Annotated in this window: 30 protein-coding genes; 5 read left to right on the top strand and 25 right to left on the bottom strand. The window is 50.7% G+C overall.

The window, feature by feature from the left end; all coding sequences use genetic code 11:
• Position 1: 1 nt before the first annotated feature.
• The 10 genes from AWJ19_RS28060 to AWJ19_RS28020 form a co-directional block, all read right to left on the bottom strand.
• Positions 2-1,480, bottom strand: a complete 1,479-nt coding sequence (locus AWJ19_RS28060; RefSeq protein ID WP_068728607.1) for an SMI1/KNR4 family protein — start codon at positions 1,478-1,480, stop codon at positions 2-4.
• 109 nt (positions 1,481-1,589) lie between these two features.
• Positions 1,590-2,348 (bottom strand): ABC transporter ATP-binding protein, encoded by a 759-nt coding sequence (locus AWJ19_RS28055; protein ID WP_068728488.1) that lies wholly within the window; start codon positions 2,346-2,348, stop codon positions 1,590-1,592.
• A 9-nt stretch (positions 2,349-2,357) separates the two neighbouring features.
• Positions 2,358-4,676, bottom strand: coding sequence for an ABC transporter permease (locus AWJ19_RS28050; RefSeq protein ID WP_068728487.1), 2,319 nt, complete (start codon positions 4,674-4,676; stop codon positions 2,358-2,360).
• Positions 4,661-4,885 carry a hypothetical protein gene (locus AWJ19_RS36990; RefSeq protein WP_241781922.1) on the bottom strand — a complete coding sequence of 75 codons (225 nt, stop codon included), beginning with the start codon at positions 4,883-4,885 and terminating at the stop codon, positions 4,661-4,663. The genes AWJ19_RS28050 and AWJ19_RS36990 overlap by 16 nt, the downstream gene beginning before the upstream one ends.
• Before the next feature lie 8 nt (positions 4,886-4,893).
• Complete coding sequence (locus AWJ19_RS28045; protein WP_241781921.1) at positions 4,894-5,958, bottom strand: MFS transporter; 1,065 nt, start codon at positions 5,956-5,958, stop codon at positions 4,894-4,896.
• Complete coding sequence (locus AWJ19_RS28040; RefSeq protein WP_068728486.1) at positions 5,951-6,616, bottom strand: TetR/AcrR family transcriptional regulator; 666 nt, start codon at positions 6,614-6,616, stop codon at positions 5,951-5,953. The genes AWJ19_RS28045 and AWJ19_RS28040 overlap by 8 nt, the downstream gene beginning before the upstream one ends.
• A gap of 262 nt (positions 6,617-6,878) precedes the next feature.
• On the bottom strand, positions 6,879-7,757 hold the full coding sequence (locus tag AWJ19_RS28035) for an NUDIX domain-containing protein (protein ID WP_068728485.1): 879 nt from the start codon (positions 7,755-7,757) through the stop codon (positions 6,879-6,881).
• A 17-nt stretch (positions 7,758-7,774) separates the two neighbouring features.
• Positions 7,775-8,797, bottom strand: coding sequence for an AAA family ATPase (locus tag AWJ19_RS28030; protein ID WP_241781920.1), 1,023 nt, complete (start codon positions 8,795-8,797; stop codon positions 7,775-7,777).
• Complete coding sequence (pnuC, locus tag AWJ19_RS28025) at positions 8,794-9,471, bottom strand: nicotinamide riboside transporter PnuC (protein WP_068728484.1); 678 nt, start codon at positions 9,469-9,471, stop codon at positions 8,794-8,796. Before pnuC ends, AWJ19_RS28030 begins: the two co-directional genes overlap by 4 nt.
• Before the next feature lie 207 nt (positions 9,472-9,678).
• Positions 9,679-9,945, bottom strand: coding sequence for a hypothetical protein (locus AWJ19_RS28020; protein WP_068728483.1), 267 nt, complete (start codon positions 9,943-9,945; stop codon positions 9,679-9,681).
• A 154-nt stretch (positions 9,946-10,099) separates the two neighbouring features.
• Between AWJ19_RS28020 and AWJ19_RS28015 the strand changes: the two genes are divergently transcribed.
• Entirely contained in the window at positions 10,100-11,110 is a 1,011-nt protein-coding gene (locus AWJ19_RS28015; RefSeq protein ID WP_068728482.1) for a phosphotransferase, read from the top strand.
• Between the two features lie 133 nt (positions 11,111-11,243).
• Here AWJ19_RS28015 and AWJ19_RS34370 read toward each other — a convergent pair whose 3' ends face one another.
• Genes AWJ19_RS34370 through AWJ19_RS27975 form a run of 8 tightly spaced genes read right to left on the bottom strand, consistent with a single transcriptional unit; the run spans position 11,244 to position 18,431 of the window.
• Positions 11,244-12,005 carry a nucleoside 2-deoxyribosyltransferase gene (locus AWJ19_RS34370; protein WP_198536659.1) on the bottom strand — a complete coding sequence of 254 codons (762 nt, stop codon included), beginning with the start codon at positions 12,003-12,005 and terminating at the stop codon, positions 11,244-11,246.
• A 19-nt stretch (positions 12,006-12,024) separates the two neighbouring features.
• On the bottom strand, positions 12,025-12,969 hold the full coding sequence (locus AWJ19_RS28005; RefSeq protein WP_068728481.1) for a nucleoside hydrolase: 945 nt from the start codon (positions 12,967-12,969) through the stop codon (positions 12,025-12,027).
• 44 nt (positions 12,970-13,013) lie between these two features.
• Positions 13,014-14,360 (bottom strand): amidohydrolase, encoded by a 1,347-nt coding sequence (locus AWJ19_RS28000; RefSeq protein ID WP_068728480.1) that lies wholly within the window; start codon positions 14,358-14,360, stop codon positions 13,014-13,016.
• Positions 14,361-14,408: 48 nt separating this feature from the next.
• Positions 14,409-15,260 (bottom strand): carbohydrate ABC transporter permease, encoded by an 852-nt coding sequence (locus tag AWJ19_RS27995; RefSeq protein ID WP_082708171.1) that lies wholly within the window; start codon positions 15,258-15,260, stop codon positions 14,409-14,411.
• Positions 15,261-15,297: 37 nt separating this feature from the next.
• A complete protein-coding gene (locus tag AWJ19_RS27990; protein WP_068728479.1) occupies positions 15,298-16,362 on the bottom strand; it encodes a sugar ABC transporter substrate-binding protein in 1,065 nt (354 codons plus the stop codon).
• Positions 16,356-16,589 (bottom strand): hypothetical protein, encoded by a 234-nt coding sequence (locus AWJ19_RS27985; RefSeq protein ID WP_068728478.1) that lies wholly within the window; start codon positions 16,587-16,589, stop codon positions 16,356-16,358. The genes AWJ19_RS27990 and AWJ19_RS27985 overlap by 7 nt, the downstream gene beginning before the upstream one ends.
• Positions 16,590-16,623: 34 nt before the next feature.
• Positions 16,624-17,598, bottom strand: coding sequence for a sugar ABC transporter permease (locus AWJ19_RS27980; protein WP_082708169.1), 975 nt, complete (start codon positions 17,596-17,598; stop codon positions 16,624-16,626).
• A 26-nt stretch (positions 17,599-17,624) separates the two neighbouring features.
• Positions 17,625-18,431 carry an IclR family transcriptional regulator gene (locus AWJ19_RS27975; RefSeq protein ID WP_068728477.1) on the bottom strand — a complete coding sequence of 269 codons (807 nt, stop codon included), beginning with the start codon at positions 18,429-18,431 and terminating at the stop codon, positions 17,625-17,627.
• A gap of 588 nt (positions 18,432-19,019) precedes the next feature.
• Here AWJ19_RS27975 and AWJ19_RS37440 point away from each other — a divergent pair.
• Together AWJ19_RS37440 and yidC are read left to right on the top strand one after the other, a co-directional pair.
• Positions 19,020-19,454 (top strand): YidC/Oxa1 family membrane protein insertase, encoded by a 435-nt coding sequence (locus tag AWJ19_RS37440; protein ID WP_277815845.1) that lies wholly within the window; start codon positions 19,020-19,022, stop codon positions 19,452-19,454.
• Positions 19,415-19,861, top strand: a complete 447-nt coding sequence (gene yidC / locus AWJ19_RS27970; protein WP_277815844.1) for a membrane protein insertase YidC — start codon at positions 19,415-19,417, stop codon at positions 19,859-19,861. The genes AWJ19_RS37440 and yidC overlap by 40 nt, the downstream gene beginning before the upstream one ends.
• Positions 19,862-19,964: 103 nt before the next feature.
• Here yidC and AWJ19_RS27965 read toward each other — a convergent pair whose 3' ends face one another.
• The 4 genes from AWJ19_RS27965 to AWJ19_RS27950 are packed head-to-tail and all read right to left on the bottom strand — an operon-like array spanning position 19,965 to position 21,648.
• Positions 19,965-20,345 carry a hypothetical protein gene (locus AWJ19_RS27965; protein ID WP_068728476.1) on the bottom strand — a complete coding sequence of 127 codons (381 nt, stop codon included), beginning with the start codon at positions 20,343-20,345 and terminating at the stop codon, positions 19,965-19,967.
• Between the two features lie 15 nt (positions 20,346-20,360).
• On the bottom strand, positions 20,361-20,744 hold the full coding sequence (locus tag AWJ19_RS27960) for a PLDc N-terminal domain-containing protein (protein ID WP_068728475.1): 384 nt from the start codon (positions 20,742-20,744) through the stop codon (positions 20,361-20,363).
• 35 nt (positions 20,745-20,779) lie between these two features.
• Positions 20,780-21,088, bottom strand: coding sequence for a hypothetical protein (locus AWJ19_RS27955; protein ID WP_068728474.1), 309 nt, complete (start codon positions 21,086-21,088; stop codon positions 20,780-20,782).
• A complete protein-coding gene (locus AWJ19_RS27950) occupies positions 21,085-21,648 on the bottom strand; it encodes an RNA polymerase sigma factor (protein WP_068728473.1) in 564 nt (187 codons plus the stop codon). Before AWJ19_RS27950 ends, AWJ19_RS27955 begins: the two co-directional genes overlap by 4 nt.
• Positions 21,649-22,072: 424 nt before the next feature.
• On the opposite strand from AWJ19_RS27950, the gene ahpC reads away from it, so the two are divergent.
• Together ahpC and ahpF are read left to right on the top strand one after the other, a co-directional pair.
• Positions 22,073-22,636: an alkyl hydroperoxide reductase subunit C gene (gene ahpC, locus AWJ19_RS27945; RefSeq protein WP_068728472.1), complete on the top strand. Its 564-nt coding sequence runs from the start codon at positions 22,073-22,075 to the stop codon at positions 22,634-22,636.
• A gap of 14 nt (positions 22,637-22,650) precedes the next feature.
• Positions 22,651-24,180 carry an alkyl hydroperoxide reductase subunit F gene (gene ahpF / locus AWJ19_RS27940; RefSeq protein ID WP_068728471.1) on the top strand — a complete coding sequence of 510 codons (1,530 nt, stop codon included), beginning with the start codon at positions 22,651-22,653 and terminating at the stop codon, positions 24,178-24,180.
• A gap of 122 nt (positions 24,181-24,302) precedes the next feature.
• Here ahpF and AWJ19_RS36985 read toward each other — a convergent pair whose 3' ends face one another.
• Genes AWJ19_RS36985 through AWJ19_RS27925 form a run of 3 tightly spaced genes read right to left on the bottom strand, consistent with a single transcriptional unit; the run spans position 24,303 to position 26,606 of the window.
• The gene (locus AWJ19_RS36985; RefSeq protein WP_241781919.1) at positions 24,303-24,917 is read right to left on the bottom strand and encodes a hypothetical protein; all 615 of its coding nucleotides are present in this window, start codon (positions 24,915-24,917) and stop codon (positions 24,303-24,305) included.
• A gap of 32 nt (positions 24,918-24,949) precedes the next feature.
• Positions 24,950-25,900, bottom strand: a complete 951-nt coding sequence (locus AWJ19_RS36980; protein ID WP_068728469.1) for a hypothetical protein — start codon at positions 25,898-25,900, stop codon at positions 24,950-24,952.
• On the bottom strand, positions 25,893-26,606 hold the full coding sequence (locus tag AWJ19_RS27925; RefSeq protein ID WP_068728468.1) for an ABC transporter ATP-binding protein: 714 nt from the start codon (positions 26,604-26,606) through the stop codon (positions 25,893-25,895). The genes AWJ19_RS36980 and AWJ19_RS27925 overlap by 8 nt, the downstream gene beginning before the upstream one ends.
• Positions 26,607-26,657 lie beyond the last annotated feature (51 nt).

The following is a 26,657-nucleotide window of genomic DNA, read 5'->3' as shown; positions in this document are numbered from 1 at the left end:
TTCATTCCCACGTTACCGACCACCCGTAAGACCCAAGGTTAAAATATTTACTGAACGCTGCAACCACAGACTTTGCATGCTCCTCTGAGCTTGCCTCAAACACCTTGATTCCTCTAATATTACACCTTACAAGCTCTGCCAGCCCGCTGTATCTTGATGCATCTACACCGACTTCCCGCAGACTCAGGCAATTTGCGAAAATGGATAAATCGCCAACCGGATAGGTAAACTCCTCAAGCTTGCGCAGCTCTCCCAGGGCGGCCATGTCTGATTCATCCTCTGCCCGGCCGTCTGTTCTGAAAATAGCAAGATTCTTCAGATCCTTCATAAATGCAAAGCCTGGGATCGTCACCTTTTTGAGCTCCAGCTTTTTCAGCTTCGTAAGGTTGGAGATATAGCTTAAATCCCCAGCTGTTAATTCCTCCAGGCTTAACTCGGTCAAGTTTACCAGAGCTCCAATAGTGCTGCTGTCAATTGAATCTATTTTATATAATCTGAGAGATTTTAATTTCGGGATATCCTTCAGTATGCTTAAATCCTTCAATGAGAGTCTTGTCAGTGATAAATCCCTTAAATCCTCCAAATAACTCAGGTATTTCAGATCAGAGTCTGTGAACGAAGCACCGCCCATAACAACCTTTGTTAATCCATTCAGCCGCTTAAGCACATCGTAGCTTTCAATTTCCTTGGCGTGGATAATAAGCTCCTTAAGGTTAGGCATACGCGTCAAAAGCTCCAAAGACACTGTCCCGTGTTTTTCCGCCAATTCAGGCCGGATAAAGATCATTTTCTGTTTGTTCAACGTTTCCGTAGAAATACAGCCATCTTCAAGGTTATCTGCAAAATGCTCCGCCCAGTATCCGCTAACGGCAATGGGATTGTTCTGTTCGTTCTCCATATGGGTCAGCGCCAGCAAATCGTCAAACAAATGTCCCCGCTTCCGGTGAACATAGATCACATCCTCCATTTCCATCGGTTCCAGCTCACCTGTTCGGAGCTGGGAGACGATGGATTCAACAAACTCACCGAAGCTCTCGGCAATAACGTAGGAGACGTTGGTATTACGGTCTAACGAGATTACCTGACTATAGCTTCCTTTTACTCCGGGTTCCAAATCCATAATAAGAACCGACCCGCCGCCATCATCTGCAAACGGGACCCAGCCTTTTCTGTATCCTCCCTCTTTTATTGCATCCGGTTTACCGGAGACGATATTCAGATTCTGATTTCCCCAATTATTACCACTCGGCAAACTCTGCCAGGTAAATCCGGCCATGACGCCCATGACCTGATCTCCCTCGCCGTTATGCTTCATATACAGTTTTCTAAAGTCATCCGGAAACGGGAACCCGATTTCTTTCTCGGCCTCCATGATTTGCACTTCATCGACTCCCGGATTCAACAGCTCCTCAACCTCCGGTATGTACGTTTTCAAAGCTTCGATCAGACTACACTCTCCATTTTCATTAAATAACGGCATATAACGGCCCCATTCCGCAATGTAGATTCTAATAGAACAAATCCAATATATCACATAAAAACCAAAGACCCTCCACTCTTTTTTCAGAATGAAGGGTCCTTTCATTTGTCTATATCCCCAGCTCCCGCATCCGCGTCACAACCCGCTCCATCCGCTCCCCGAGCCCCGCTTCCCTGAACTTCGGCAGCCGCAGTTCGCTTACGATTTGTCCGTCGCACATGAACAGAATGCGCTCCGTCCTGGCGGCAATTCTGGCGTCATGGGTGACCAGCATTACCGCAGTCCCGGCCTCATTGATTTCGGCAAACAGGCTCATGATGCCCTCGGCTGCCTCCTGGTTCAGCGCTCCGGTCGGCTCGTCGCCAAAAAGGATCTGCGGACCGCCCAGCAGCGCCCGGCAAATGCCTGCCCGCTGCAGTTGGCCGCCGGATACCTGGGTGATGTCCCGCTTTTCAAGGCCTCCAATGCCCGTCTTTTTCATAAGGACTATCGCCCGCTCCGTAATCTTCTTCACGTTCTTTCTATGATCACGCATCGCCGGAAGAATAATATTATCCAGCAGGTTCATGTTCTTCAGCAGCGTCGGCTGCTGGAACACAAAGCCCATTCGTCTCCGGCGCAGGTCAGCAAGCTCATTCTCTTGAAGTACCCCAAGCTCCCTGCCGTCAAAAAACACCCGCCCGCCGTCCACCGTGTCCATTCCGCTCACCGCAAACAGCAGCGTCGACTTGCCCGAGCCGGAAGGACCCATCACCGACACGAACTCCCCCTCGTTAATGCTCACAGATACTCCGTTAAGCACCTTGCGGCGTTCTCCGCCCTGGCCGTAGACCTTTTCGATATGGTCAGCTGCTATAATCTTCTTCATGTTCCTGATCTACTCCTTAATATAGCCGGATATGGTGATCTGCCCCGTACCCGCTGTACCGATTATAGTTGCAATGAGCACCGTGCCGGCCAGCAGCAGCGGACTGAGCAGGTATCCCGCAAGCGGATCGACCACGAACTGGAACGAGGCTGCGCCGAACGAGCGGATAAGCGCACCCGACAGCCCCTCGCCGAGTGTGTTGGCCAGAGCTGTCCCGAGTACAATTCCAATTACTAGCACAGCTGCCGCACGCGCAAAATACTGCACCCTGAGGTCTCCGTCAGTAAACCCGAGCGACTTCATGACGGCGATGAGATACCGGTCTTTAGCTACAAGCAGCCGTATGAACAGCACCGTAACCAGTACGCTGATCACCAGCATCATAACAACGGCAATGCGGGAGGCCGTACCGACTGAGCTTATGGTCGAGCCGAAGGTCTTCGTAACGTACTCATCAACACCGGATACTTTGGCAAAAGAGAACCGGTCCGCATACTCCCCCGCTTTGCTGCTGACATGCGTCTTATCATCAAGCTCCGCATAAATAACGGACCACATCACCTCTGCAGACTGGCTGACAAAAGCGGCCTTGGCCGTCTTTCCGCCATTGGTAACGTCCGAGTAAATGCCGCATACCGTCAGCTCCAGCGTCTGCCCGCCGGTCTTCAGCGTAATGACATCGCCAGGATGTTTGCCGAGCTCATCCGCGTTCATCACGGACAGGGCGATTTCATCGTCAGCCGCAGGCGCTCTGCCCTTAGCATATTCCACCGGGAAAATGGAATGGTCGCCAAGCTCAATCTTGAGCCTTTCCTCCGTGCCGTCCTCCCTCAAAGCGGTAAAGCTCTCTGTTGCAAGCACGGCATACCGGGAGATCGAAGGGTCCTTCTCCATAACCGCAGCCACTTCTGCTGCTTTGGCGGCGATATTGTCCGTCTGCTGGATGTCCAGACGCAGATCGCTGTTGCCTACACCCATATAGGTGATGAAGCTTTTGGCAGAAATCGTGTTGTAAAGGTTCCGGGGTACAGTGATAACGAATGATGCAATGATGATCACAGCAAGCATGGTCGCATACAGGCTTTTCCTGGCAAGCACATCCTTGACTCCGAGAAAAACATTCGTATTCAGCAGCCTGTTCGCACTCAGCCGCAGCTGCTTTGCTCCGCCTGATTTGTCCTGCGCAGTGCCGAACCGTACTGCTTCTGCCGCAGAAATTCTGCGAAAACGTCCCAGCACCCCGTTCACATAGCCGGTAACGGCAAGGAACACAAGCACGACTCCGGCCAGTCCAAGCAGCAGGGTCAAAGACGCTTTTTCGTTTCCCCCCATGTACAGCCGGATATTGTCCAGCAGCAAGCTCCTGAACACGAGCGAAAGGGTATATCCCAGTACACAGCCGAGGGCAGCAATGCCCGCGTATTTGGCGAGATACAGCTTCTTGATGTCCGATACGCGAAGTCCAATCGCTTTCATGACGCCGATTTCACGGGTATCCCGCTCGATAGTTGCAAGTAATGTGAACCGGATACACATAAAGGCAATAGCTACAACAAGCACGCTTACCAGCAGGATAATGGCAATCATCAGCCCGTCGGACATGGCATTGAGCATTTTGAAAAGAGGATAGGTAATCGTGGGGCCGTTCGCTTCAAGTTCTGCCGAGGTGTAATCATTCTTAAAGTCGCCAAGCATGGATAACTCCTTTAGCCTGAACTCAATCAGATACTCCGTAATCCCTGAGGATTGAATAGCGGCGTAATCATGTTCGCTGACGAGAAATCGTTTGGAGGAGGCCAGCAGCGAGTTCATCTGGGAATCGCGGAGAAACCCGGCCACGGTCAGTTCTTTTCCGGCAATCACAGCAGTATCTCCGGCCTTCGCGGTTCCGTCCTTCAAATAGGCGATTGGCACATACAGCTCACCTTCAGCCGGCGTGATCACCTTCCCGTCCAGGCCCAGCAGGTAGTCAAATTTGCCGCTCTGTGTGCTGAACCCGTTGTCCTGGACATTGTCCGCCAGCGACTTGCCGCCGATGACAATCTGCGCATTCTCCACATTTACAAATTCAAGCACCTGATAAGCTTCAACCTTGGTGTTCTGCCCGGCAAAAGCTGTAAACCGCGCCCGGTCCAGCTCTCCTGAATGCATCTGCAGAAAATGCGGCGTTTTCGCCTGCGTCATCAGCGTATCAATAGCCCCCGTAAGATTCACGGTCAGAATGGCCGACAGGGAAACAAGCATAGCGGCAGCGGTAACGAACAATAGCGTGGTCATTGCAATCAGCTTGCCGGCGCGCATGTCGCCCCGGATTATCCTGTAGTACATAGGTCACCTCCGGAGTCCAGCCTTTTAATGGATTTCAGGTTATACAGAATAACCGCAGCCGCACTCAGCAGCAGCCCGGCGAGGATGATCAGAAGGCCGATTCCCCGTCCGCTTCCTGTACCGGTTATCCGGCCCACACTGCCCGCAAGCAGTCCGCCATCACTAAGGAGCGGAGTAAACACATGATCCGCAAGTACCCCGGACAGCATATATGCAGCTATAAAACCCAGCTGGAGACTAACCCGATCAGTGACCAGGCCCGTCCCTGCACGGCATTGCTGATGTTGGTACGAAGCAGATAATCCAGGCTGGTATTGGCAAACGGCAGGGTAGCAAAAAAGACAAATCCGGAAATCCCGAGCAGAACCACATTCTCCCGGAGTCCGAATACAGCCATACAGAGCCCTCCGCAGAACAGGGACAGCGCCAGAATCTTCACAAAGCCTTTTTTGAGCGGGAGAATCCCGATGACTATACTGGATGCCAGCATCCCTAGTGCAATAACAGTTTCAAGCGTACCCAGTGCAGCGCTATCGGCAAAAGCCAGAATCATCGGCATCGACAGCGTCTCGATGAATCCAAGACAAAAGGTCATTACGGATGTCATGATAACCAGTAAAAGCACGCCTCTGCTTGCGGAAACTGCGTTCCAGCCCTCTTTTAGCTCACGGATAAAGGACCCTGTCTGCTCTGCCGGTTTGGAAGGAAGCCCCCTGCGTACAGCAAGCGTTGAAGCAACGGTAACAAAAAAAGTGCAGATGTCGATGACCAGCAGCAGCTTCACATCCGACACCAGAAGCAGATAGCCGGCAAGCGCCGGGGAGATGAGGTATTTGGCCGAACCGGCCACCTGGACGAACCCGCTCGCTCTGGTATATTGCTCCTCCGTCAGCAAATCTGTCACTGTAGCCTTATAGGCCGGATCAAGCAGTGAGGAGAACACAGAGCTTACAGTCACTCCCAGGCAGATCTGCCATAGCTCCGCTCCCCCGCTAAGCAGGCAGATCAGAATGTAGATGAGTCCGGTAGCGGACAGACTGTCGCCCAGCATCATTAATAATCTCCGGTCATAGCGGTCCGCGAGCACGCCGGCAACAGGACTTAACAAGAGGGAGGGCATGAAGGCAAGCAGAGTGACCAGGGCCATCGCAGATGCCTGCCCGGTCTGCTGGTACAGGTAAACCCCCAGTCCGAACGCCGTAAGCCCGCTGCCAACCGCCGAAATCAGCTGTCCTGACCACAGCAGCAGAAATTTTCCAAAGGCTTTTTGCGGATTACTCATTGCCCCGCTCATCTCCCCCGTTACCGCCGAAAGCCTGCATTACACTTATCAGGCTTCCTTCCTCCGCCCCGAGCAGCCGTTCCACATTGGCAATAAAGGCCAGAATGCGCGACATGCGCACCTCTTCGTTCATCTCAACCATCTCCTCATCAAAAATGGTGTTCGCATAAATGATGATCATCTCCATGCTCTCATACGGGTACGGAGTATTAAATATCCCCTGCTCGATTCCTTCACGGACGATGGGGGTCAGGATGGGCGGCACGCCGTTAACAATGATTTTCTGGATCTTCTGGTGCATCAGCGCATTTTGCGGCCGGTGGATATGCTCCATAATTTCCTTACTGCTCTCCCCGCCGTTACCGCTGCTGATGTTCATGGCCATAACGGCACGGAGTATCCGTTCGACCACGGGAATAGTGGTGTCCAGGGCAATGGCCTGCGCCGCCCCCAGCATCTTGCTGCTGAAGCGCTCAATCAGCGCATCCATAATATCCTCTTTGGATTTGAAATGATGATACAGCGTCCCCCGGGCGATCCCGACCTTGTTTAAAATATCGTTGGTGCTCGTTCCGTCGAACCCCTTCTGCCCGAACAGCTCATCGGCGGCATCGAGGATTTCATTTCTGCGCGCTTCCGCTTCTTTTACGATTCTCATGGTTGGCTCCTTATGGGGTGGTAGTTACATTCAAGCTGTTAACAGACCGACTGTCTGTCGGTTATGAGGTAAATAATACCACAAGTCTTGAATCAAGAACAGTAATTCACTCATAGGAAAATCCTTATTCTCATATTTTATGGTTAACATTTACATTAGAGAGTTTACATGATCTTATCCTGAGCTGATTCTCCGCTTTAACTGAGGGTTTCGGCTTTTCAGCCCCTCTGGGATGAGGGGCTTTGTCATCCATTATCTCAGACTAAAACTCCTTTCGAACGTGAAAACAGACTTGTCCCGCATCATGCGAATACTCCCCCGTCTCAACAACCATTCCCTCCACCCTGCGCTCAAACTCACCCACCGGCAGCTTCTCGCCCAATATTCCTTCATACACCTGCTGCAGCTCCGGCAAGGTAAACTGCTCCGGCATCAGGTGCAGCGCGATATCGCTGTCCAGCGTCTGCTTCCGCAGCCGTTCAATGGCACAGGCAATGATCTTCGCATGGTCAAAGGCGAGGCCGTCATTCAATTGTACAGAGTAGGCAACAGACTTCGAATGCAGCCTGGCCGTAACAGTCCGGCTTATAACAGCCTTCAGCTCTTCCCCTCCGTTACTGAGTTTAAGCTCATACGTCCATGCTTGAACGTATCCTTTATCCAGCTGCTCCTTATGCTCCGCCAGCTGGCGGTAGCTCAGCTTGAACCAGGCAGCATCCTGGGCATCATCACCTGCCTGCACCTGCAGCCGCCCGCTGCTGACCAGCGCCATATAGCTGCAGCTTATCACCCAGGTGCGCGGGTCCCTCCCGACATCAGAGAAGACTCCCAGCTGCTCCAGATAGACATCGTTCAAGCCGGTCTCCTCGCTCAGCTCCCGCGCAGCAGCCTGGTCTGCCGTCTCGTCCGGCTGGACAAAGCCGCCCGGCAGCGCCCATTTCCCGAGAAAGGGATGCCCTCCCCGGCGGATGAGCAGGAGGCGCAGCTCTTTTTCCGGAAAACCGCTATCTTCACCCTGGTCAGCATCCGCTACCGCAAAAATCACCATATCCGCTGCCACCGAAGGCCGCTCATAATCCCCTGCCCGGTATTGCTCCAAAAACGCGCGCTCCGTAAGTCCGTTACGATCCACAATTTCCACTGCCGCTGCCCCCTCATTCATCTATTACTACTACTATACCTGTCCACCGAAATAGTTGCTATAAGGCGTGAATTTCGCCAGCACCTCATCCACTTTGCGCATCCGCTCCTCAAGGCTTCCCTTAGCGTGATGTACGGAATCCGCCGTGCCTGCAGATCAGCAATGATCTGCTTATGAAACACATGCCGCTTCTGGTCCCCGCTGCGGTCCCACGTATCATCGTAAGGAATATCGTCGTCGCACAGAAAAAACAGATCATACCGCTGCGCATTCTCCAGAGCGAGCCGGGTCAGCAGCTCCGGGGCCTGCCCGTGATAATCCAGCGCATACATATAGGTCGTGATCGCATTCGTATCGGCAAACAGATACCGGTCCGCCGCAAGCAGCGCCTGCTCCTCCCGCTCTATATGGCCGGCTGCAATTTCGTCAAAAGCCTCAAGTCCGATCCGGCGGTCCACCTGATGTTCTGCCCAATAATCACGCCCGTATTCACTGGCATAAGCCGTCCGGTACCGCCGGGCCAGCGCTTCGGTAATGGTGGATTTACCGGTGGACATTGCTCCCACAAAGACGACCTTCGTAATTAAATCCCGGTATACGAGATCACTGACATAATCCCGGTACTTATAGGGATCGGAACGGACCATTGTGGCTGATACCGGTACTTTTAAACGGGCTTCATCCACCCGCCGGTCTGCCGCACCAAGAGCGATGCTCATATGCTTGCCGTAGAACTCGCTGGAATAAAAGTGGGTTACCTGCTCTCCTTTTAACAGTCCCAGGATATATTGCTCCTCACGGATCTCATGCTCCCTGTCGTCGGAATAGCCGTCCGGACCGTCCCAGGCCTCGATCACCCGGACCGCCGGGTACAGCTTGCGGATCCAGCCCGCCCGGATGTGCAGCGGAATAGGAGATACCGCCGTTTCATAGATCACCACAATGAGCTCATCTACCTCCTGCAGCGCCGTTTCGATCATATACTGATGGCCTTTATGCAGCGGGGCGAATTTGCCCAGTGTCAGTCCAAGTGTTTTCATGCCAGCGCCTCCTTCGCACCTTTGTTCCAGTTATAGTAGCCGTAAGCCGCGTTGAGCAGATAGGCGCTCCACATGACGATCATCAGCGGACCTTCGCTGCTCCCCTCCGATGTCCGGATTGCCCACAGCAGCACCGTGAACATATTCAGCACAATATAGACCAGCCACTGCTCCTTGAATCTGCGCACCATCAGGATCGTTGCAACGACCGACAATACAGTGGTCAGGGCATCAATATACGGCGAGTTCTGCCCGGGTATGAACGACAGACCGTAGCCTAACAGCAGGAACCCGGAGATACAGACAGCTCCAACCAGAAGCATACCTCTAACCTCCAGCTGCCGCATCGCCAGCTTACCGCCCTGAAAATTCTTACTCCACATGTAGAAGCCGACAATGTTCATCGGGACAAAAAACAGCAGATTCAGCAGCACTTCCCCGAACAATCCATTAACATAGGCCAGATACGCATAACCGAATGTATTATACATCCCGAACACATAGCTCATCAGCTTCCCCTTCGCGGTAAGCACCACACACAGCACCCCGGTGATAAATACCGTAAAGCCAAAGAATGAATCCTTGGACAGTAATGTGAAAAGTACCCCTATTGCCGAAAATACGATCAGCCAGACGATTTCGAACCACTTCCAGTTCCCTGTAGCTTTGCTCATGAAGCATACCTCCATTTTCTCTACATATCCTGAGTTGAGTACATATTAACTATTTGATAATTACATTTTGTTAATATCAATTTAGCAGAGGCTCCGGCAGAATGCAAGGAGAAATTTCCAGATCTACTTCAAGACCTTATTATCGGCAAAATAAAAACGCCCCCATCCCGTGCAAAAAACCGGACGAAGGCCGCTTAACCTTAATATTCAGTTCAAGTAAGTCCAGGACAGAAATACACATAGGGCTGCTGCTCCAAAAAAGATACCGGCAATCCGGGTATTAGACTTGAATCTGATCCCGTATGCCCCAAAAAAAATGGCGGCTGCTATTTTGGCAATACTCTGATAATACCCGTGATCCGCAAAAAACGAACTGCTGAATACCACTGCAGCAAGCAAGGAAGCTATAATCAGAATTTTAAACCACAGAGGCTCCCACAAAAATTGTTTGTACATTCCGATAATCCTTTGCATCGATACCCAGCCCCCTTGTTATTTAAGAATTTATTCCAGAATACCATCAAGGCCTTCGGGTGTCTCCTGTTTCTGAAGCGTTTATCCGAGAAGGTTATATAAGTCTCCATAAGGAATATTAACATATACATTATAAATATCGGAGCTGACCCATATGGAGGCTATATCAGCAGAGGAAATGATCCTGGATGACCTAATAACAACCTTTCAACGTTTATTTGGTTTGAATGTAATTGAAACGACCTCAATAAAACGAGGCTGGTTAAACTTAAAATGGAAAGTAACGACTGAGGCAGGAGAGTTTTTAGTTAAACAATACAACAAAGAAAGATATAAATTATTTAACCCTGAGGAGCTATTGTTTGCATTCACTCAGCAGATTAGATTGCATGACCAAGGTCTGGCGTGCCCTAGGCTGTTATCCCACAATGAAAGTATTTTGCTTGAATCGGATAATGGTGAGCTCTTCATGGTGATGGAATATTGCCAGGGCATATTAATTCTGCCGGGTAAGACCAATGCCTGCCAAATATACGATTTAGGCCGGGCAACAGGAAAAATGCACCGACTATTAAATGACGGGACACTTGGCATTAAGAATAGTCCGCAATTTATTCCTCCAAGCCGCGAGGAGCGTTTAGCACATTGGAGCTTAGTCAGGGAAAAGACCAGGGAAGCTGGTAAACCTCAGCTGCTTGCTGATATAGAAACTCAAATAAAGGCAACAGAAGAAATGGATATGGACATACTCGATTTCCTTCAAGCAGGATGGGCACATCGTGACCTTTGGGTAGATAATCTTTTATTTAATGACAACGGATTAAGTGCCATTCTGGATTTCGACCGGCTAAAGTATGACTATCCGCAACTTGATGTAGCCCGTGCTGTTATATCTTGTGCCTTAGATGATCATTTAGATATCTCCCTGGCTTCGGCATTTATGGAAGGGTACAGCGAGGAACAGAACGTGGCAGAGGGCTATTTAACATATTCATTACAGTTGTTGTGGTATATGGAAAGCACATGGTGGATTCATGCTAATATGAATCAGCATAGTGTACCGCCAGCCCGCTTCGCTAAGGAAATGATGTGGCTTGCTGAAAACCAAAAAAACATCCCTGCTTTATTAGGTGGTGTATGCAAGCCTAAGCGAACCATACCATAGTCACTGACTTCGGTTCGATAACGGAGGATTAGACATAGAAACCCGGCCCTTCAGATTGCATTGAAGGAGACCGGGTTTGTATAAGCAGGCTTGTGCCCTTACGCCGGAGCCTGGCATTCATTTCAGCGAAAACTCAGCCTGCCCCATAATAATCCTTTTGCGCTCTGATCAGGCATTCCTCAAGCCCGCCAATGACAATATTCAGCGGCACCGCAAGCATCAGATTCAGCGGCAGATCAAAATCCTCCACATGCATGCCGTCACTATACAGTGCTGTAACGGGATCTATAGAGGCCCCAAGCCGTTCACTCATACTCCGGCCATCCGCAATATACCCATACAGCTTTTTGCCGAGCGCATATCCAAGCCCGCATTCGAATACCGTACCTGAATCCGGTTCAGCGCCGCGAAAGGGGTTCAGATTGGCCATAACAATATCCGCTTCACGGATCAGGCCATCGTTAGCATGAAAGATCATTGCAGCCGTATCCCTTTGCCCCAGATTGTCATAGTTCTCTTTATCCAGCGGAAAAAGCCCTTCAAACCCGTATTTGCGGCAGCTTTCCCGCATCCTCCGTCCCTCCTCTACCGCATCAGGACGGAATACGTGAAAGCCTGCCAAATATATGGCCGGAAGCCCGAACGCCTGCCAGGTCAGTGCACAGGGATTGAGTGTCTGTCCCAGAACAGCCTGCTGCGCGGCTTCCTTGCTGCTGAATACATAGCTCTCTACATCAGCGGTGCCGCCGGACTCCCGGTTAACAGCCCTGACACTGCCATCGTAGGGATATTGCACATAAAACTTTTGCCCGCCAAAAATGCGGGCCCTGCACCTGGCAACAACGCCTGCAATGACAATATATTGTTCAGATTCCCAAGAGACTTGTTCTTCCACTGATGCCACTCCCTTCGGACTACTTCTGCTCCAGCAGCGAAAATACCATCTCACGGAACAATTCCAGGTCTGCCTCCATACATACTTCCGCATTAGGCTCTTTGTTCAGTATGCCATTCTGATCAACCAGGCTGTACCCTTTGGTCAGCTCACTTTTATGTTCGACATCAATATAAAAACGGCTTGAACGTGCCATAACCCGGTTATCAATCGCCATAGCTACCGTAAGCGTATCCGGATGGGAGATTCTGCGCCCGCCGCCCCGCTTCAGCCCGAGCTCCATGCCTGTCTTCAGCACCTTCATATAAAAGCCGGCAAAGCCGGTGCCCATGGCCTCGATCTTCCGGAAATGCTCCTCCACCATCACCGGATTCCGCTGGCATACATCCCATCCGACCATCGTGAGATTAAAGCCGGCGTGAACAACAATATGAGCGGCCTCGGGATCCACGAGAAAATTAAACTCCGCAGCCGGACTGTCATTGCCCATGAAATTGTTCGCCCCGCCCATCACCCACAAATGCTTCAGCTTTCCGGCAATAGAAGGATCAAGTGAATAGGCCAGGGCCAGGTTGGTAAGCGGCGCCTGTGCAATCATCTCGATTTCTCCGGGGTACTCATTGATCAGACGGATGATGGCCAGCGCCGCATGCTCCTGCTCGGGCTTAAGTGCAGGTTCAGGAAAATTAGCTCCGCCCATTCCGTCTGAGCCGTGAATATGCTCTGCAGTGAACAGCTCCCGCATCAGCGGCTTGGCCGCTCCGGGATAGACTTTAACATCCGGGCGTTCCGCGATCTCCAGTGTGGTCAGCGCATTGCGTGTGCACAGCGCCAGGGGAACATTTCCCGCTACAGTTGTAATCGCTTTGACTTCCACATCCGGCCAGCGGAGCGCCAGCAGCAGTGCAGTACAATCATCGCCGGCAGTATCGGTATCTATCATAAGAATTTTACGGCTACTCATTTCTCACACTCCTGTTGATGATCTCATCCTACACCCGGGATATCCTATATACCCGCTCTAACAGCTACACGGGGCAGCGCCCTGCCGCTTTCGTAAAGAATCTTCTCTTCATCCATGGTCAGGACCTGACGATCCTTCATTACGACTTCTCCATTGATAATTGAATCGCGGACATCACTGCCGTTCACGGATTCCACAATGGTAGGGATCATCCGGTGAGTCGGACTGATATGAGGCTGATTGATATCAATCAGGATCAGGTCCGCTTTTTTGCCGATCTCAATCGTACCGATCTGATCTTCGATCTGCAGTGCCTGTGCGCCGCCGCTCGTAGCCATCCGGATCAGCTCATGCGCCGGAATAACGACCGGATCAAAAATCGGCAATCCCCAGAAGGCATGAAGTCCGGAACGGAAAACACGCATTTCATCAAACAGGCTGAGGCTTGAGCCTGCCGCTCCGTCGCTGCCCATTCCGATGGACAGTCCCTGCTGCATCAGTGTAGGTGTTTTTGGAAAGCCATGACTGCCGAAATTGCTTCTCGGACAGTGAACAACCTTGACGCCGCGCTCCTTCATCAGGGCAATCTCGCCATCGGAGAGAACAACATTGTGCGCTGCCAGCATATTAGGGCCGAGTGCGCCGAACTGGTCGAACACCTCTGCAGGTCTTTTCTGGTAATTCTGCAGACAGTAGCTGACCTCATCCCGGTGTTCGGCAAGGTGAACATGCAGCCCGGCATTATACTCTCTGGCCTTATCTGCCATTAAAGTGATCAGAGCCGGTGTACTTGTCATTACCTGCCGCAGTGCAAACCAGATACGCAGCCGCCCTTCACCCGCACCATTATAGGCGCGGTACAGCTCCTCGATCCGTGAAGCGGCCTCCCCAGGCGATGATGCCAGCATGGACTCAGGTATGAACGGGCCTGTGTCCATAGTCGAACAGGTAATTGCACCCCTAAGTCCCGATTCGATCGTCGCTTCGGCCACCTTGTGCATATGTACTCCGCCGGATTCAGCAAAGGAGGTTGTGCCTGATTTCAGCATCTCCAGACAGCTTACCTGTGCCCCCAGATAAGTATCCTCTTCACTGAGGCTGCTCTCGAACGGCACGAGGATCCGCGACCAGATCATCGGATATTCGCCAAGAGTCCGGCCCCGCAGGAATTGCTGGCAGGTATGCGTATGGGCATCCACCAGCCCGGGCATAAGCAGCTTGCCCCTGCCCTCAAGGACCTCCTTCGGCTCATACTTGTCCTTGATCTCTTCCGCCTTGCCAATCGCGATAATCAGGGTGTCCCGGATGGCTACGTACTGGTTGTCCAGAATATCGAATTCAGGTGTCATGAGGCTGCAATCTGTAATTAATAAATCTGCCGGTTCTCTCATAAGGGATCCCTTTCTTGTTCAGAATATGGTGCTTTCATCAGGACTTGATTATTTCACTCCGCCTTCCGTCAGGCCTTGAACGATATATTTCTGAAAATACAGCACCAGCACCAGAACAGGAATGCAGGAGATTACCCCGGCCGGGAACATCAGCTCATAGGCGATGCGGTCCTGGCCGATAAATTCGGAAATACGCGACGGAAGCGTTCTGCTCCCGGAATCGGTAAGTACCGAAGCGAGCAGAAATTCATTCCATGCTCCGATGAAGACAAATACTCCAGTTGCCGTAAGGCCCGTTGCGGACAGCGGCAGCATAATCCTGAAGATGGATTGCAGCCGGGTACAGCCGTCTATCCGGGAAGCCTCCTCGATTTCATGCGGCAAAGACTGTAGAAAGGAGTAATACATCCATACGACATAAGGCAGCGAAAAGGTAATGTACGCCAGCACCAGGCCTTGAAAGCTGTACAGCAAGCCGGTCATCCGCATCAATATAAACAACGGAATCAGCAAAGCCATCTGCGGCAGCATCTGTGAGCCGAGTATCGTCAGAAATACAGTCTTCCTGCCGGGAAACTTCAGCCTTGCGAACACGTAGGAAGCGAACACGCCCAGAACGAGTGACAGCAGGGTGGTAAACCCGGCAACGATCAGACTGTTCCATACCGCCGTCATAAACGAACCGTTCTCAAAGAGGTTGGCATAATATTTCAACGTAAGCTTTTCCGGGATGATGACAGGCGGGCGCGACAGCAGTTCTACAGGAAGCTTCACGCTGGACAGCACCAGCCACAGAAAGGGAAAGAGCACATATAACATCAGACTGAGCGAAATGCCCCGAACCAGAATGCCTTTAACAGCACGCCGGAGGGTACGTTTGGGCGTTGCCGTGTGATTCATATTCCGTACCTCCTCGTTATTAGCTGTGCAGCGCCCGTTATTTCCCGATAATCTTCAGCACGTTAGCTTCGGCAGCTTTCAGCGCTTCTTCAGGAGTTTCCCGGCCGGCAACGGCAGCCGAAATATGTCTGGACACTTCAGTGGAAATCGCAGCGGCCTTTTCATGCTTGAACATTCCGTAAGGGTACTCCATTTGCTCCGCTACAGAAGCAAAATGAGGATTCGCTTCCTGCACCTCAGCATCCTGCAGCGCCACATTATCCACAGGAATCCGTCCTATGCCGATTGCCATAGCTTTTTCCTGTTCCGTAGAAGTCACGAATTTGATGTATTCCATCGCCTGCTCCTTGTTCTTCGAGCCTGCCGGAATCGCAAGGCCGCCTGTCTCGGCATAGGAGGCAGTCTTAAGCTCGGCTCCCGGCACCAGGGCTACCCCAACCTGTCCTGTAATCTTGGAGGTTTCCGGATTGTTGGCTAAAGGATAGGTATGCGGGGCATTCATCATCATGGCAATCGTCCCCTGTGCAAAAGCATCAGCTAATGGCGCAGTACTGTCATACTGCACAGATTGCGGACTGATGATTTTGTCTTTCAGATTCATATCTGCCATGAACTGAAGCGCCCGTACCCCCTCCGGACTGTTAAAGGTCGGCAGATCCTGTTCCTCATCCCAGAATTCCCCGCCCTCTGACCGCAGATGAACAATAAACGGTGTATAGGAGAAGGTTTCGCCCCAAGGCTCGGCATAAGGCGTTATTCCCTTGGCTTTCAGCTTCTCGGCAACAGCGTTAAACTCGGTCCAGGTTGCCGGCGGATTCTCTATGCCTGCCTCAGCAAACAGCGCCTTGTTGTAATAGAACTGCCACGGCCACAGGTAGCGGGGAAATCCATAGATCTGTCCGCCATTCATCATCGGAGTAAAGTAGCTTTCGGAAATGTTAGCTTTCATATCTTCTGTAATGAGATCATCCAGCGGGGTGAGGAAACCTTTCGGGGCAAATTCTGCTACAAAATCATCACGGACATGCACAATGTCATATTCCGTGCTTCCGCCGGCGAAGGCGGTGGCCAGCTTGTCATGCTGCTCGGTAAAGTTCACCACTTCATAATTGACTTTAATGCCGGAGACCTGCTCAAATTCCTTAGCCTGATCCTGCCAGAACTGGTCTCGACATACAAAACGGTAATCTCCCCTTTATCATCGTCATCCGCTGCGCCTGCTTCGCCGTTGTCTCCGGCATTTGATCCGCTACAGCCCGAAACCACCGTAACCAATGCCAATCCTGCAATTGCCGGGAATTTCTTCCGTTTCCACCATTCCTTTTTCATCCTGCAATCTCCTCTCGTATCCATGGATTCTTGATTAATTCTCTACTTTCAGTGTTTTCATATAGAAAAAGGTGAATATCAGAGTCAAAATCGTAATGCAGTAGCTGATTGCGGCTCCATAGCCGAGGTCGAAGTTGCGGAATGCCTGTTCATAGGCGAATACGTTAAGGGTCATGGTGCTGTCCTGCGGCCCGCCTTTGGTAAGCAGCCAGATCAGGTCGAACACCCGTAAAGTCCACATCGTCTCAATGACGAGCAGAACCATGATGACAGGTTTGATATGAGGCAAAATGATATGATAGAAAGCGGTTATCGGGCCGCCGCCGTCCACTTTGGACGCTTCGTGCAGCTCTCTGGGGATAGATTGCATGGCTGCCAGCAGCAGCAAGGCCACATAGGGGACACTCTTCCATATATCCGCGAATAAAACGGCCGACATGGCCGTATGTACATTGACCAGCCACATTTGATATTCATCAATAAAACCAAGTCTCAGCAGGATCTCGTTAAAGATGCCGTAATCTCCGCTGTACATCCATTGCCACATCAGGGAATTGACTACATTGGAGAGCGCCCAGGGAATCAGGAAGATCCGTTTGAAAAAACCTGCCCCCCATACCCCGAAATATATGGTCAGTGAAATGCCGAAGGCGATAGCCAGCGTAGTTACGACCTTGGTGACAGTGAAGAACACAGTGTTGGAGAGCACATCCGGAAAACGGGCGTCGCGCAGAAGCTGCATGTAATTGCTGAGTCCGACAAAATCATAGGTCATGCTGCCTTGAGTAAAAGCGACTTTGCTAAATGAGATGAACAGCGCGTATAGCATCGGCACAATTACTGTTAACAAAATAAGTGTCATCGTAGGCATTAAATACAGATAGGCTGTCGAAGTATCACTCAGACGATCCAGCCTGTCCAGCAGCCCGCCTTTTCGCAGTCCCCCATCCTTCTTCTCCAGTTCCCGGCCTCGTCCAAAAATCATCAGAAAACGGTTTGCCTTTTCCATATGTCCTCCTTCCTCCGGGAGCAGTTCTAAACTTCCGCGATCCGGGCTTCATAAACCCACTTGGAGCCTAACTTCAAGGAAATTGTCTGGGCAGCCTGTCTGCAACATTCATGACATTTCTCCATCTTGTCCTCCATCCGGAACTGGGGGCCAAGCACGGATATCGAGGCCACAACCTGGTTCTCATGATTTCTTACAGGAAAGGCGATGCCTACCGAGCCCATATCCACTTCCTGAAAAGTCCAGCTGTAGTCCTGCTTGCGGATTTGAGCGAGGGCTTCGCGGAGGATGTCCGGGTCGGTCTCCGTAAAAGGAGAAAATGCTTGGAGGCCGGCGGCAATGATCTCCTCCTGCTCCGGCTCCGGTAAAAAGGCCATAAGCAGCTTGGTCGGGGCTCCGCCGTAGAGCGGCACTCTCTTTCCGAGCTGGGAGGTTGACTTGATCGACTCGTGACTCTCGAACTTCTCAATACATACGCCTGAGTGTCCGTCCACTACCGTCAACAGCACGGATTCTCCAGTCTGTTCAGCCAGCGTTTTCAGCTCCGGCTTGGCCAAGGTACGAAGATTCATACCGCGGGCTACTACCATTCCCAGTTCGAACAGCTTTAGACCAAGGGAATATTTTTTATTCACTGGATTCTGGGTAACATATCCGCGCTCCTCCAGAGTGGAGAGCATGCGGTGAACCACACTTTTATAACAGTCCAGCTCCTCGCTCAGTTCTGTTACTCCCCATTCCGGCTTGGCATCAGTGAAACATTCGAGCAGCAACAGCATCCGGTGCGCCGTCTCCAGCTTGGGCTTCTTTTTTGGCTTAGATTCTGATTCCATCAGCAACCACCTCTCTCTTGGTTCTATTGTTCTTATTTGCGGAACGTTGTTCTTTTTTGAGATTAAAAAAATATAAACAAGACATTGTGTTACTTTATATTACATGGTTTTACTAGTTCGGTTATTCACTCCTCTGATTTATCCATAATTATAGCAAGGAATAAGCACTTTGCAAGCTTAAAATTTAAAATTCCTTAATTTATGTTATTAATTATTACATATAAATAACATATGAAACCACGCAGTTACTCTGACGTATGATCATTATTCAAATTATTCCCATACGGCTCATGCGGAGGTGAACCTGACTGGAGCATTTTTATGACTTGATCCAATTGGCATTCTCAATTGCCCTCTTCTCTTCCTTAGTGTTACTTCCATTCGCCTGTTTTTCTGCACAAAAGATACACTGGGATCATGAAACTGCTGCAGCCGGTTCAGCCTGGTATGCAGCTGTCAGACTGCCGCAGGTAAGCAGTATTCAGCGGTGGATCATACGTATCGCCAGACGAAGAAAAGCCCCTGATGAAGACGACAATTATCCTTCCCCACATTGATATTTCATTCATTCAATCAGGGAGGATAACGATGAAAAAGATTGTATTGCTTCAAAAATGGGCCAAGCCCATTCTCGTCATGCTAATTGGAGTTCTTCCGGTCATTGTGCTCAGCGGATGTTCGGCGGCATCCCCGTCAGACCCGATTAATGCTGATTCAGCAGGGATATTTAATCACTTTTTGATTTATCCCTTTTCGGTCATGATCAAATTCCTTGCGGATGCACTTCACGGAAACTACGGATTATCGATCGTGCTGATGACCTTCATCGTCAGACTTGCGATCATGCCGCTCATGATGAATCAAGCCAGAAAGCAAACGGACATGAAAGAAAAGATGGCCGTCCTGCAGCCGGATTTAACTGCACTTAACGAGAAGTATAAGAACGCTAGTAGCGTGGATGCAAAAAACAGCAGCAGGCCGAAATGCTGCAGCTGTACCAAAAGCATCAATTTAATCCCCTGAACATGGGGTGTTTACCGATGCTCCTTCAATGGCCGATTACGCTTGCATTTTATTATGCCATTCGTCGTACCCCGGAGATTGCAGCTCACGATTTTCTGTGGTTTAACCTTGGGACAACGGATATGATATTGCCGCTTATTGCCGCTGCGGTATACTACGTTCAGTTCCGCGTGTCTCAATCCGCTTCAGCGCAGATTCAGCAAAATCAAAATAACCAAATGGCGTTCCTCGGATGGTTGTCACCGGTGATGATGGGTATATTTTCTTTTCAGATGCCCGCAGCGTTACCGCTATATTGGGCTGTTGGCGGCATGTTCATTATCGTGCAAACGGTCATTCTGAATAAACTGTATACTAAGCCAAATGCAGCAAGTAAAAATCAGCCTGCCGGTGCAGAAGATTTATAGACGGGTAAAGATTATTTAATATAAACAGCGACTGCCAGTGACTTTGTTCTGTCCCTGGCAGTCGCTGTTTTATTTTCATTTTCAAGGCCCACCTGTACCTGTATTAATCAGTGCTGTACTTAATTTCATAGCTGCCCTTGGCGCCTTTCCCCGTGATTTCAAACTTATACTTTCCATCCTTGTCTGCTTCAATCTCCTCGCTTCCTGACCCGCCCGTTTCCAGTTCCTTGACCAGCTGGCCATCGGGATCGTATAGCTTTATCGTCAGCTCCCCTTTTTCCACCTTAGACTTATAGTCCACCACAAGCGTCTCCCCGCTTTTCAGCTTAACCTTCTTCACATCTGTTCCGGTGAACAGCTTATACGAAGCCTTAACTTTAGAGCCGAAATCCGAACCCACGTACATTATTTTCTTTTCACAGGCGGTAAGCAGCATTGCCAGCATCAGTACCAGCACTCCCGGAACAATCCATTTCTTATTCATCACTCTTGACACTCCTTATGGGTGAATTAAGTTACCGCAATGAGGACACTGTACCAAATTGCTCCCCGGATCAGCCGGTGCGGCAGTATGCTGCCGTCTGCGGGCAAACAGATACAGCAGCAGTCCGATAAAATTGGGAATATAGATGACGGCCAGCATCCACAGCCAGGGATTCATTTTCCTCCTGGAGGCATCCTTATAGATGAACACAGCAATCAGCACATTTAAAGCTAAATACAGCAGCATAAGCCCTGCAATCACGGTGAGCCAGCCATAATCATCCTCAAATACTTCTTTTATAGAAGGAGCCATTACAACAAAAAAAGCGCCAAACCCCAATACAACAATTGCCGTCAGCAAACAAAAAATCCATTTTTCCAGCCCTATCCGGTTTTTCATAATGCTCCTTTCCGGAGATGGTATTGTTCCTTAATCTAATTCGCCGAGGTCTCCAAAGAGCTCGACGATATGTTATAAACCAGCAGCGCTACGGCAATGGCCTGAAACAATGTAAAGACCAGCAGCATCCCTATTTTCCAGAGCAGCAAGAGCGGTGCGGCCAGCAGAATAAACGCGAGAATTAGCGTTACAATCATATTTATTGCAACTGCACTCATCAATAAGCCGAGAGGCTGACTTTCGTCAATCTTCCGAGTAGTACTGGCGACTATATAAGGCGGCGCGGCTACCGGAGTGTTGAAGTATTCTTTTAACAGCTGCTCATTGTCCATTGGCTCGTTCACTCTCTCCGCTCCCCCATCGCTGCTTTAAGCAGCTTTTTTCCCTGATTCAGCCTGGACTTTACCGTCCCCAGCGGAACATCCAGCACTTCTCCGATACTTTCATAGCTGAATTCTTCATAATAAAACAATACTAATGGAGCAAGATATCGCTTGGGCAGTGTTCGCAGGCATTGCTCAAGGTACAGAACCTCTTCCTTTTTCATCAAAAAATCTTCTGTTAACGGCACAGCATCCCCGGTTTCCTTAAACCTGCTGCTTTCGTCGGTCCAGGCCAGCGCCAGGCGCTCACGGAGCTTTTTCCATTTCCGGTACCGGTCTTTATGTATATTAAGGGTCACCTGGAACAGCCAGGCCTTAAACGGCCGCTCCGGATCATACTTCTCCAGCTTACGGAGTACACGCACCCACACCTCCTGAAACAGGTCTTCTGCCTCCTGCTTTTCCAGGGAAAGATGATAGCAAAACCGGAATAAATCATCCCTGTACCTGTTGATCAGACATTCAAGAGCCTCCTGCTGACCTAATCTGTAGCTTTCTATAAGCTGTCTGTCGCTAATCATTCTCCCCCTCCGTCTGCTCTGTCATCTTACATTACGAAGCTCAGCGAAAGATTGTTCGAAATTTCACATGAAATTCCTCTGTTTATTAAGAATGGCAATGTTCATACTTTTTACACATTCATCAGCGCGGCAGCAGGGTAATTTATTTGTGAATCTGCGAATACTTTCTAATACTCCCCCATTGACCTATGTTAACCGACACTAACTCCATTCTGTACCGCTGTGCCCATGTATGGGAAGCCATTTCCACGTGTATATTATTGTTGTACTTGCCCTATATGAACGACTTGTGAAATTAATAACCCGTACTTGACAAATAATAATTTCTAGATGATAATAATTATCAATAAAGAAATGCTATATAAATAGCAATTCAAAAAAAATGCCGCATTTATGCAGGCACAACTTTAGGAGGAAAATTAATATGTCCCTGATTGGAAAAGAAGTACTGCCGTTCAAAGCATCCGCCTACCACAATGGAAGCTTCATCGATGTGTCCGAAGCTGATTTTAAAGGTAAATGGAGCGTAGTTTGCTTCTACCCTGCAGACTTCACTTTCGTATGTCCTACTGAGCTGGAAGACCTGCAGAACGAATACGAAACATTGAAGAGCCTGGGTGTTGAAGTGTACTCTGTTTCCACTGATACCCACTTTACACATAAAGCATGGCACGACAGCTCCGAAGCCATCGGCAAAATCACATACATCATGATCGGTGACCCTTCCCACACCATCTCCCGCAACTTCGACGTTCTGATTGAAGAAGCCGGCATGGCTGACCGCGGTACCTTCATCATTGACCCTGACGGCGTAATCCAGGCTGTCGAAATTAACGCTGACGGCATCGGACGTGATGCCAGCATCCTGGTCAACAAGATCAAGGCTGCACAGTATGTGCGCAACAATCCAGGTGAAGTATGCCCGGCCAAATGGCAGGAAGGCGGCACAACCCTGAAACCAAGCCTTGACCTCGTAGGCAAAATCTAAGGAGCGGATGAATCATGGCGCTTGATGCGGATATCAAAGCACAGTTAGCGCAGTATCTTCAGCTCATGGAGGGCGAGGTACTGCTGAAGGTCAGCGCCGGAGACGACAGCGTTTCGCAAGAAACGCTGTCCCTGGTGAATGAGCTGGCCGAAATGTCGGCCAATATCAAAGTAGAACATACCACACTTCCGCGCACGCCAAGCTTCAGCGTGAATCGTCCGGGTGAAGATACCGGCGTTACCTTTGCCGGCGTTCCGCTCGGCCACGAGTTCACCTCGCTGGTGCTTGCCCTGCTGCAAGTAAGCGGCAGAGCTCCGAAGGCGGAGCAGGCGACCATTGATCAGATCAAGGGCCTCAAGGGTGAATACCACTTCGAGACCTACATCAGTCTGACCTGCCATAACTGTCCGGATGTGGTGCAGGCGCTTAACCTGATGAGCGTACTTAACAGCGGCGTAACCAGTACTATGATCGACGGTGCCGCTTTCAAGAGCGAAGTCGAGAGCAAGGATGTTATGGCAGTACCGTCCGTCTACCTGAACGGCGAATTCTTTGGCAGCGGCCGGATGACCGCTGAAGAAATCCTCGCCAAGCTGGGTACGGGACCAGATGCTTCTGAATTATCCGACAAGGCACCGTTTGATGTGCTGGTTGTCGGCGGCGGTCCTGCCGGCGCGAGTGCGGCTATCTATGCCGCCCGTAAAGGGATCCGCACCGGTATTGTCGCTGAGCGCTTCGGCGGCCAGGTCATGGAGACGATGGGCATTGAGAACTTCATCGGTACGAAGTACACCGAAGGTCCGAAGCTCGCTGCGAGTCTGGAAGAGCATGTTAAGGAATACGAAGTCGATGTGATGAAGACTCTGCGCGCCAAGCGCCTGGAGAAGAAGGAGCTCATCGAAATCGAGCTGGAGAACGGCGCCGTGCTGAAGAGCAAGACGGTCATTCTCTCCACTGGCGCCCGCTGGCGCAATGTGGGTGTTCCCGGCGAAGCCGAGTTCAAGAATAAAGGCGTGGCGTACTGCCCGCACTGTGACGGCCCTCTCTTCACCGGCAAGCATGTCGCTGTAATCGGCGGCGGCAACTCCGGTATCGAAGCGGCAATTGACCTGGCGGGTATCGTCAGCCATGTAACCGTTCTGGAATTTATGCCCGAGCTGAAGGCAGACTCCGTACTCCAGCAGCGTTTGTACAGCCTGCCTAACGTAACCGTGCACAAAAACGTTCAGACTAAGGAAATTACGGGCACCGACAAGGTGAACGGTATTACCTTTATCGAACGTGACACGGGTACGGAGCAGCATGTCGAGCTTGAAGGTGTATTCGTCCAGATCGGCCTTGTGCCGAACACCGACTGGCTGGCCGAGACACTGGAACGCACCCGCTTCGGCGAGATCATCGTCGACAACCATGGTGCAACCAGCATCCCGGGCGTGTTCGCTGCAGGCGACTGCACCAACAGCCCTTTCAAGCAGATCATCATCTCCATGGGCTCCGGCGCTACTGCCGCCCTGGGAGCATTTGATTATCTGATCCGCAATTAATCTGGCATTATAAATAACCGGTTCTGCTGTCTACCCCCATGGACAGCAGAACCGGTTTTTATATTGTTTATATGAATTAAATGATTGATCTCTGTATTATTGGATAAGCGACATTTTACTTCTCACAACCTCAGAAATAATCCTTCTCCCTGCGCCTTAACATACCTGTACATCCCCGCACTCACTCCAGCCAGGATCACCCCGGCCCCGAGCATAATTACCCTGCCGTCCACACTGGTCAGCACAAACGACAGTCCGGCCGGAATAATCAGGCTTATGAAGCCCAGCAGCATTGCCACCAGCACTGCTGCACTTTGCTTGACAACCTGGACCTCATTCGTCCACTCCAGCTTGGGCAGCTTCAGGTTAACGATAATACCCATCAACGCGGTATAGCAGGCATAAATGACAGGGATCGCAAGCAGCAGCAGGCTGTCTGCCCAGCCTGTGCCCAGCGAGATCATCAGCAGCACACAGCTCACAACCGTTATAGGTACAGTAATGGTCAGATTCACCGCTACCTTGCTGAGCAGAATAATGTGCTTGGGCACTGGAGAGCTCCGCAGAATCCACAGATTGTTGCCCTCCAGGGAAATCGAACTGGACGTAGTGCAGCTAAGAGCTACGAATAAGGACACGAACAGCGGCGCCAGTGTATTAAGATACTGCTGCAGCTGCGGAATGTCAGCCAGCTGTCCAAGCTGCTCTGGACTGGTGAACAGCAGGGAGATTGACATGATGAGCAGTAGCACCATGCCAATCCCGGTGTTCAGCACATAATTGGAAGAGCTGAAGTAACGGCGCAGCTCCTTGCGGTACAGGGCCTGAAAGGCGTGGAGGCTTTGAGCGGCTGCATCGTATATTTCCCGCCTGCCCGGCTGGTCGTCAGACCGGTATGAATCGCTTTATAGCGGGTTCCGAGTACGGCGCAGAACACTACAAATGCGAGCACGGACAGCAAAATAAACAAGAGAAACGCATCCATCCGGTATGCACTCACAGCATCCACATACAGCTCTGTAAGCGGGTATAGCTTGAATATCGAATCCGCCAGCCCTGTTCCCAGATCAGCCAGCTCCGGCTCGTTCCCGTCCAGTGTGAATGAACCCAGGATAAGCGCAACCACGAACAGCAGAGTCAACACCATGCTGATCATCCGGCTCGCCCGGAACCGGGAGGAAAACCAGCTGATCAGTGCGCCGATTACAGTCGCTGCAATAATGGGGATTAACGGGATACAGAGCAGCAATGGCACAAAAAGCAGATAGTAATACGCTTCCGGATGCACTTTTAACGCATAGACTGCTCCCGCCGGCAGCATGACCATCACGGTAAAAAACAGATTCAGCACATACAGCTGCAGCACCCGGCTCGCCACCACATGGCTCGTCTTCACCGGCAGTGACATCAGCAGATCGTAGTCCTTATAGCTGAACAGCACACCGCCCGCTTTATATACCGTGGTGAAGAACCCGACAACTGAAGTGACTGCCATCATAATAGCCAGGAGCAGATCTAACCGGCCGATTTGCTCAAAAGCTGTTGCCATTGCATAGCTGTAACCGAACGAAAAAACGGCAATCATCAGCACACCGAGCAGAATGGCGATGCTGAGCAGGAGCAGCTTGCGCCGCTCTTTTGCATCCCTGGTATGCAGGGCTTTATTGAGGCCAAAGGTCGAGATCAGCTGCAGCTTCGTCAGTCTCCAGATATTAACCATGATCAATCAGCTCCATAAATACGTCCTCCAGGCTATTTTCCCCTTTTACATCCTCAGTTCTGCCCTCTGTAATCAGCCTGCCTTCCTTGATAATCGCAATCTTGTTGCACAGCTTCTCTGCCGTATCCAGCACATGTGTGGAAAAGAAAATCGCACTGCCCTCCCTGCACACCTCCGCCATGATCGTTTTTAGCATATGAGCCGCCTTCGGGTCCAATCCGACAAAAGGCTCATCCAGCACCAGTAGCTTCGGCTTGTGGATAAGCGCTGAGATAATCGCCAGCTTCTGCTTCATGCCGTGGGAATACCCGGAGATCAGATCACCGAGATGGGGGGTCAGCTGAAAAGCGCCGCCGTATTTGGCGATGAGCAGCTCACGGTCCTTCCGGGATACGTTAAACAGATCGCCGATAAAATTCAGGTACTGAATCCCCGTAAGATGATCATACAGGTCCGGATTATCGGGAATGTACGCGATCCGCGACTTGCAGGCCAGAGGGTCTTTTTTCATCGAAATGCCGTCAATTTCAATCTCACCCTCTTCAAAATCCATAACCCCTACGACTGCCCGGATCGTTGTCGTTTTGCCTGCCCCGTTATGTCCGATAAAGCCGTAAATATCCCCTTGCTCGACGGTCAGATTCAAATTATGTACGGCCTTCTTGCCGCCCTTATAGCTTTTGGAAAATCCTCTGATGGTTAGCATGCCTTCACCTCTCCCATACTGTTAAACAACTAACTGTAATACGAACAGCCA

Source organism: Paenibacillus sp. DMB5 (genome assembly GCF_001517085.1).
Classification (GTDB): domain Bacteria; phylum Bacillota; class Bacilli; order Paenibacillales; family Paenibacillaceae; genus Paenibacillus_AQ.
Note: the sequence above shows the minus strand (reverse complement) of the source record. Positions and strands in the feature narration are given on the sequence as shown.

What these genes read in the sequence shown, in the direction of transcription:
- AWJ19_RS28060 (WP_068728607.1), bottom strand. Translation starts at nt 1,480, where the DNA reads ATGCCGTTATTTAATGAAAATGGAGAGTGTAGTCTGATCGAAGCTTTG.
- AWJ19_RS28055 (WP_068728488.1), bottom strand. Translation starts at nt 2,348, where the DNA reads ATGAAGAAGATTATAGCAGCTGACCATATCGAAAAGGTCTACGGCCAG.
- AWJ19_RS28050 (WP_068728487.1), bottom strand. Translation starts at nt 4,676, where the DNA reads ATGTACTACAGGATAATCCGGGGCGACATGCGCGCCGGCAAGCTGATT.
- AWJ19_RS36990 (WP_241781922.1), bottom strand. Translation starts at nt 4,885, where the DNA reads ATGCTGTCCGGGGTACTTGCGGATCATGTGTTTACTCCGCTCCTTAGT.
- AWJ19_RS28045 (WP_241781921.1), bottom strand. Translation starts at nt 5,958, where the DNA reads ATGAGTAATCCGCAAAAAGCCTTTGGAAAATTTCTGCTGCTGTGGTCA.
- AWJ19_RS28040 (WP_068728486.1), bottom strand. Translation starts at nt 6,616, where the DNA reads ATGAGAATCGTAAAAGAAGCGGAAGCGCGCAGAAATGAAATCCTCGAT.
- AWJ19_RS28030 (WP_241781920.1), bottom strand. Translation starts at nt 8,797, where the DNA reads ATGAAAACACTTGGACTGACACTGGGCAAATTCGCCCCGCTGCATAAA.
- pnuC (WP_068728484.1), bottom strand. Translation starts at nt 9,471, where the DNA reads ATGAGCAAAGCTACAGGGAACTGGAAGTGGTTCGAAATCGTCTGGCTG.
- AWJ19_RS28020 (WP_068728483.1), bottom strand. Translation starts at nt 9,945, where the DNA reads ATGCAAAGGATTATCGGAATGTACAAACAATTTTTGTGGGAGCCTCTG.
- AWJ19_RS28015 (WP_068728482.1), top strand. Translation starts at nt 10,100, where the DNA reads ATGGAGGCTATATCAGCAGAGGAAATGATCCTGGATGACCTAATAACA.
- AWJ19_RS28005 (WP_068728481.1), bottom strand. Translation starts at nt 12,969, where the DNA reads ATGAGTAGCCGTAAAATTCTTATGATAGATACCGATACTGCCGGCGAT.
- AWJ19_RS28000 (WP_068728480.1), bottom strand. Translation starts at nt 14,360, where the DNA reads ATGAGAGAACCGGCAGATTTATTAATTACAGATTGCAGCCTCATGACA.
- AWJ19_RS27995 (WP_082708171.1), bottom strand. Translation starts at nt 15,260, where the DNA reads ATGAATCACACGGCAACGCCCAAACGTACCCTCCGGCGTGCTGTTAAA.
- AWJ19_RS27985 (WP_068728478.1), bottom strand. Translation starts at nt 16,589, where the DNA reads ATGAAAAAGGAATGGTGGAAACGGAAGAAATTCCCGGCAATTGCAGGA.
- AWJ19_RS27980 (WP_082708169.1), bottom strand. Translation starts at nt 17,598, where the DNA reads ATGGAAAAGGCAAACCGTTTTCTGATGATTTTTGGACGAGGCCGGGAA.
- AWJ19_RS27975 (WP_068728477.1), bottom strand. Translation starts at nt 18,431, where the DNA reads ATGGAATCAGAATCTAAGCCAAAAAAGAAGCCCAAGCTGGAGACGGCG.
- AWJ19_RS37440 (WP_277815845.1), top strand. Translation starts at nt 19,020, where the DNA reads ATGAAAAAGATTGTATTGCTTCAAAAATGGGCCAAGCCCATTCTCGTC.
- yidC (WP_277815844.1), top strand. Translation starts at nt 19,415, where the DNA reads ATGCTGCAGCTGTACCAAAAGCATCAATTTAATCCCCTGAACATGGGG.
- AWJ19_RS27965 (WP_068728476.1), bottom strand. Translation starts at nt 20,345, where the DNA reads ATGAATAAGAAATGGATTGTTCCGGGAGTGCTGGTACTGATGCTGGCA.
- AWJ19_RS27960 (WP_068728475.1), bottom strand. Translation starts at nt 20,744, where the DNA reads ATGAAAAACCGGATAGGGCTGGAAAAATGGATTTTTTGTTTGCTGACG.
- AWJ19_RS27950 (WP_068728473.1), bottom strand. Translation starts at nt 21,648, where the DNA reads ATGATTAGCGACAGACAGCTTATAGAAAGCTACAGATTAGGTCAGCAG.
- ahpC (WP_068728472.1), top strand. Translation starts at nt 22,073, where the DNA reads ATGTCCCTGATTGGAAAAGAAGTACTGCCGTTCAAAGCATCCGCCTAC.
- ahpF (WP_068728471.1), top strand. Translation starts at nt 22,651, where the DNA reads ATGGCGCTTGATGCGGATATCAAAGCACAGTTAGCGCAGTATCTTCAG.
- AWJ19_RS36985 (WP_241781919.1), bottom strand. Translation starts at nt 24,917, where the DNA reads ATGTCAATCTCCCTGCTGTTCACCAGTCCAGAGCAGCTTGGACAGCTG.
- AWJ19_RS36980 (WP_068728469.1), bottom strand. Translation starts at nt 25,900, where the DNA reads ATGGTTAATATCTGGAGACTGACGAAGCTGCAGCTGATCTCGACCTTT.
- AWJ19_RS27925 (WP_068728468.1), bottom strand. Translation starts at nt 26,606, where the DNA reads ATGCTAACCATCAGAGGATTTTCCAAAAGCTATAAGGGCGGCAAGAAG.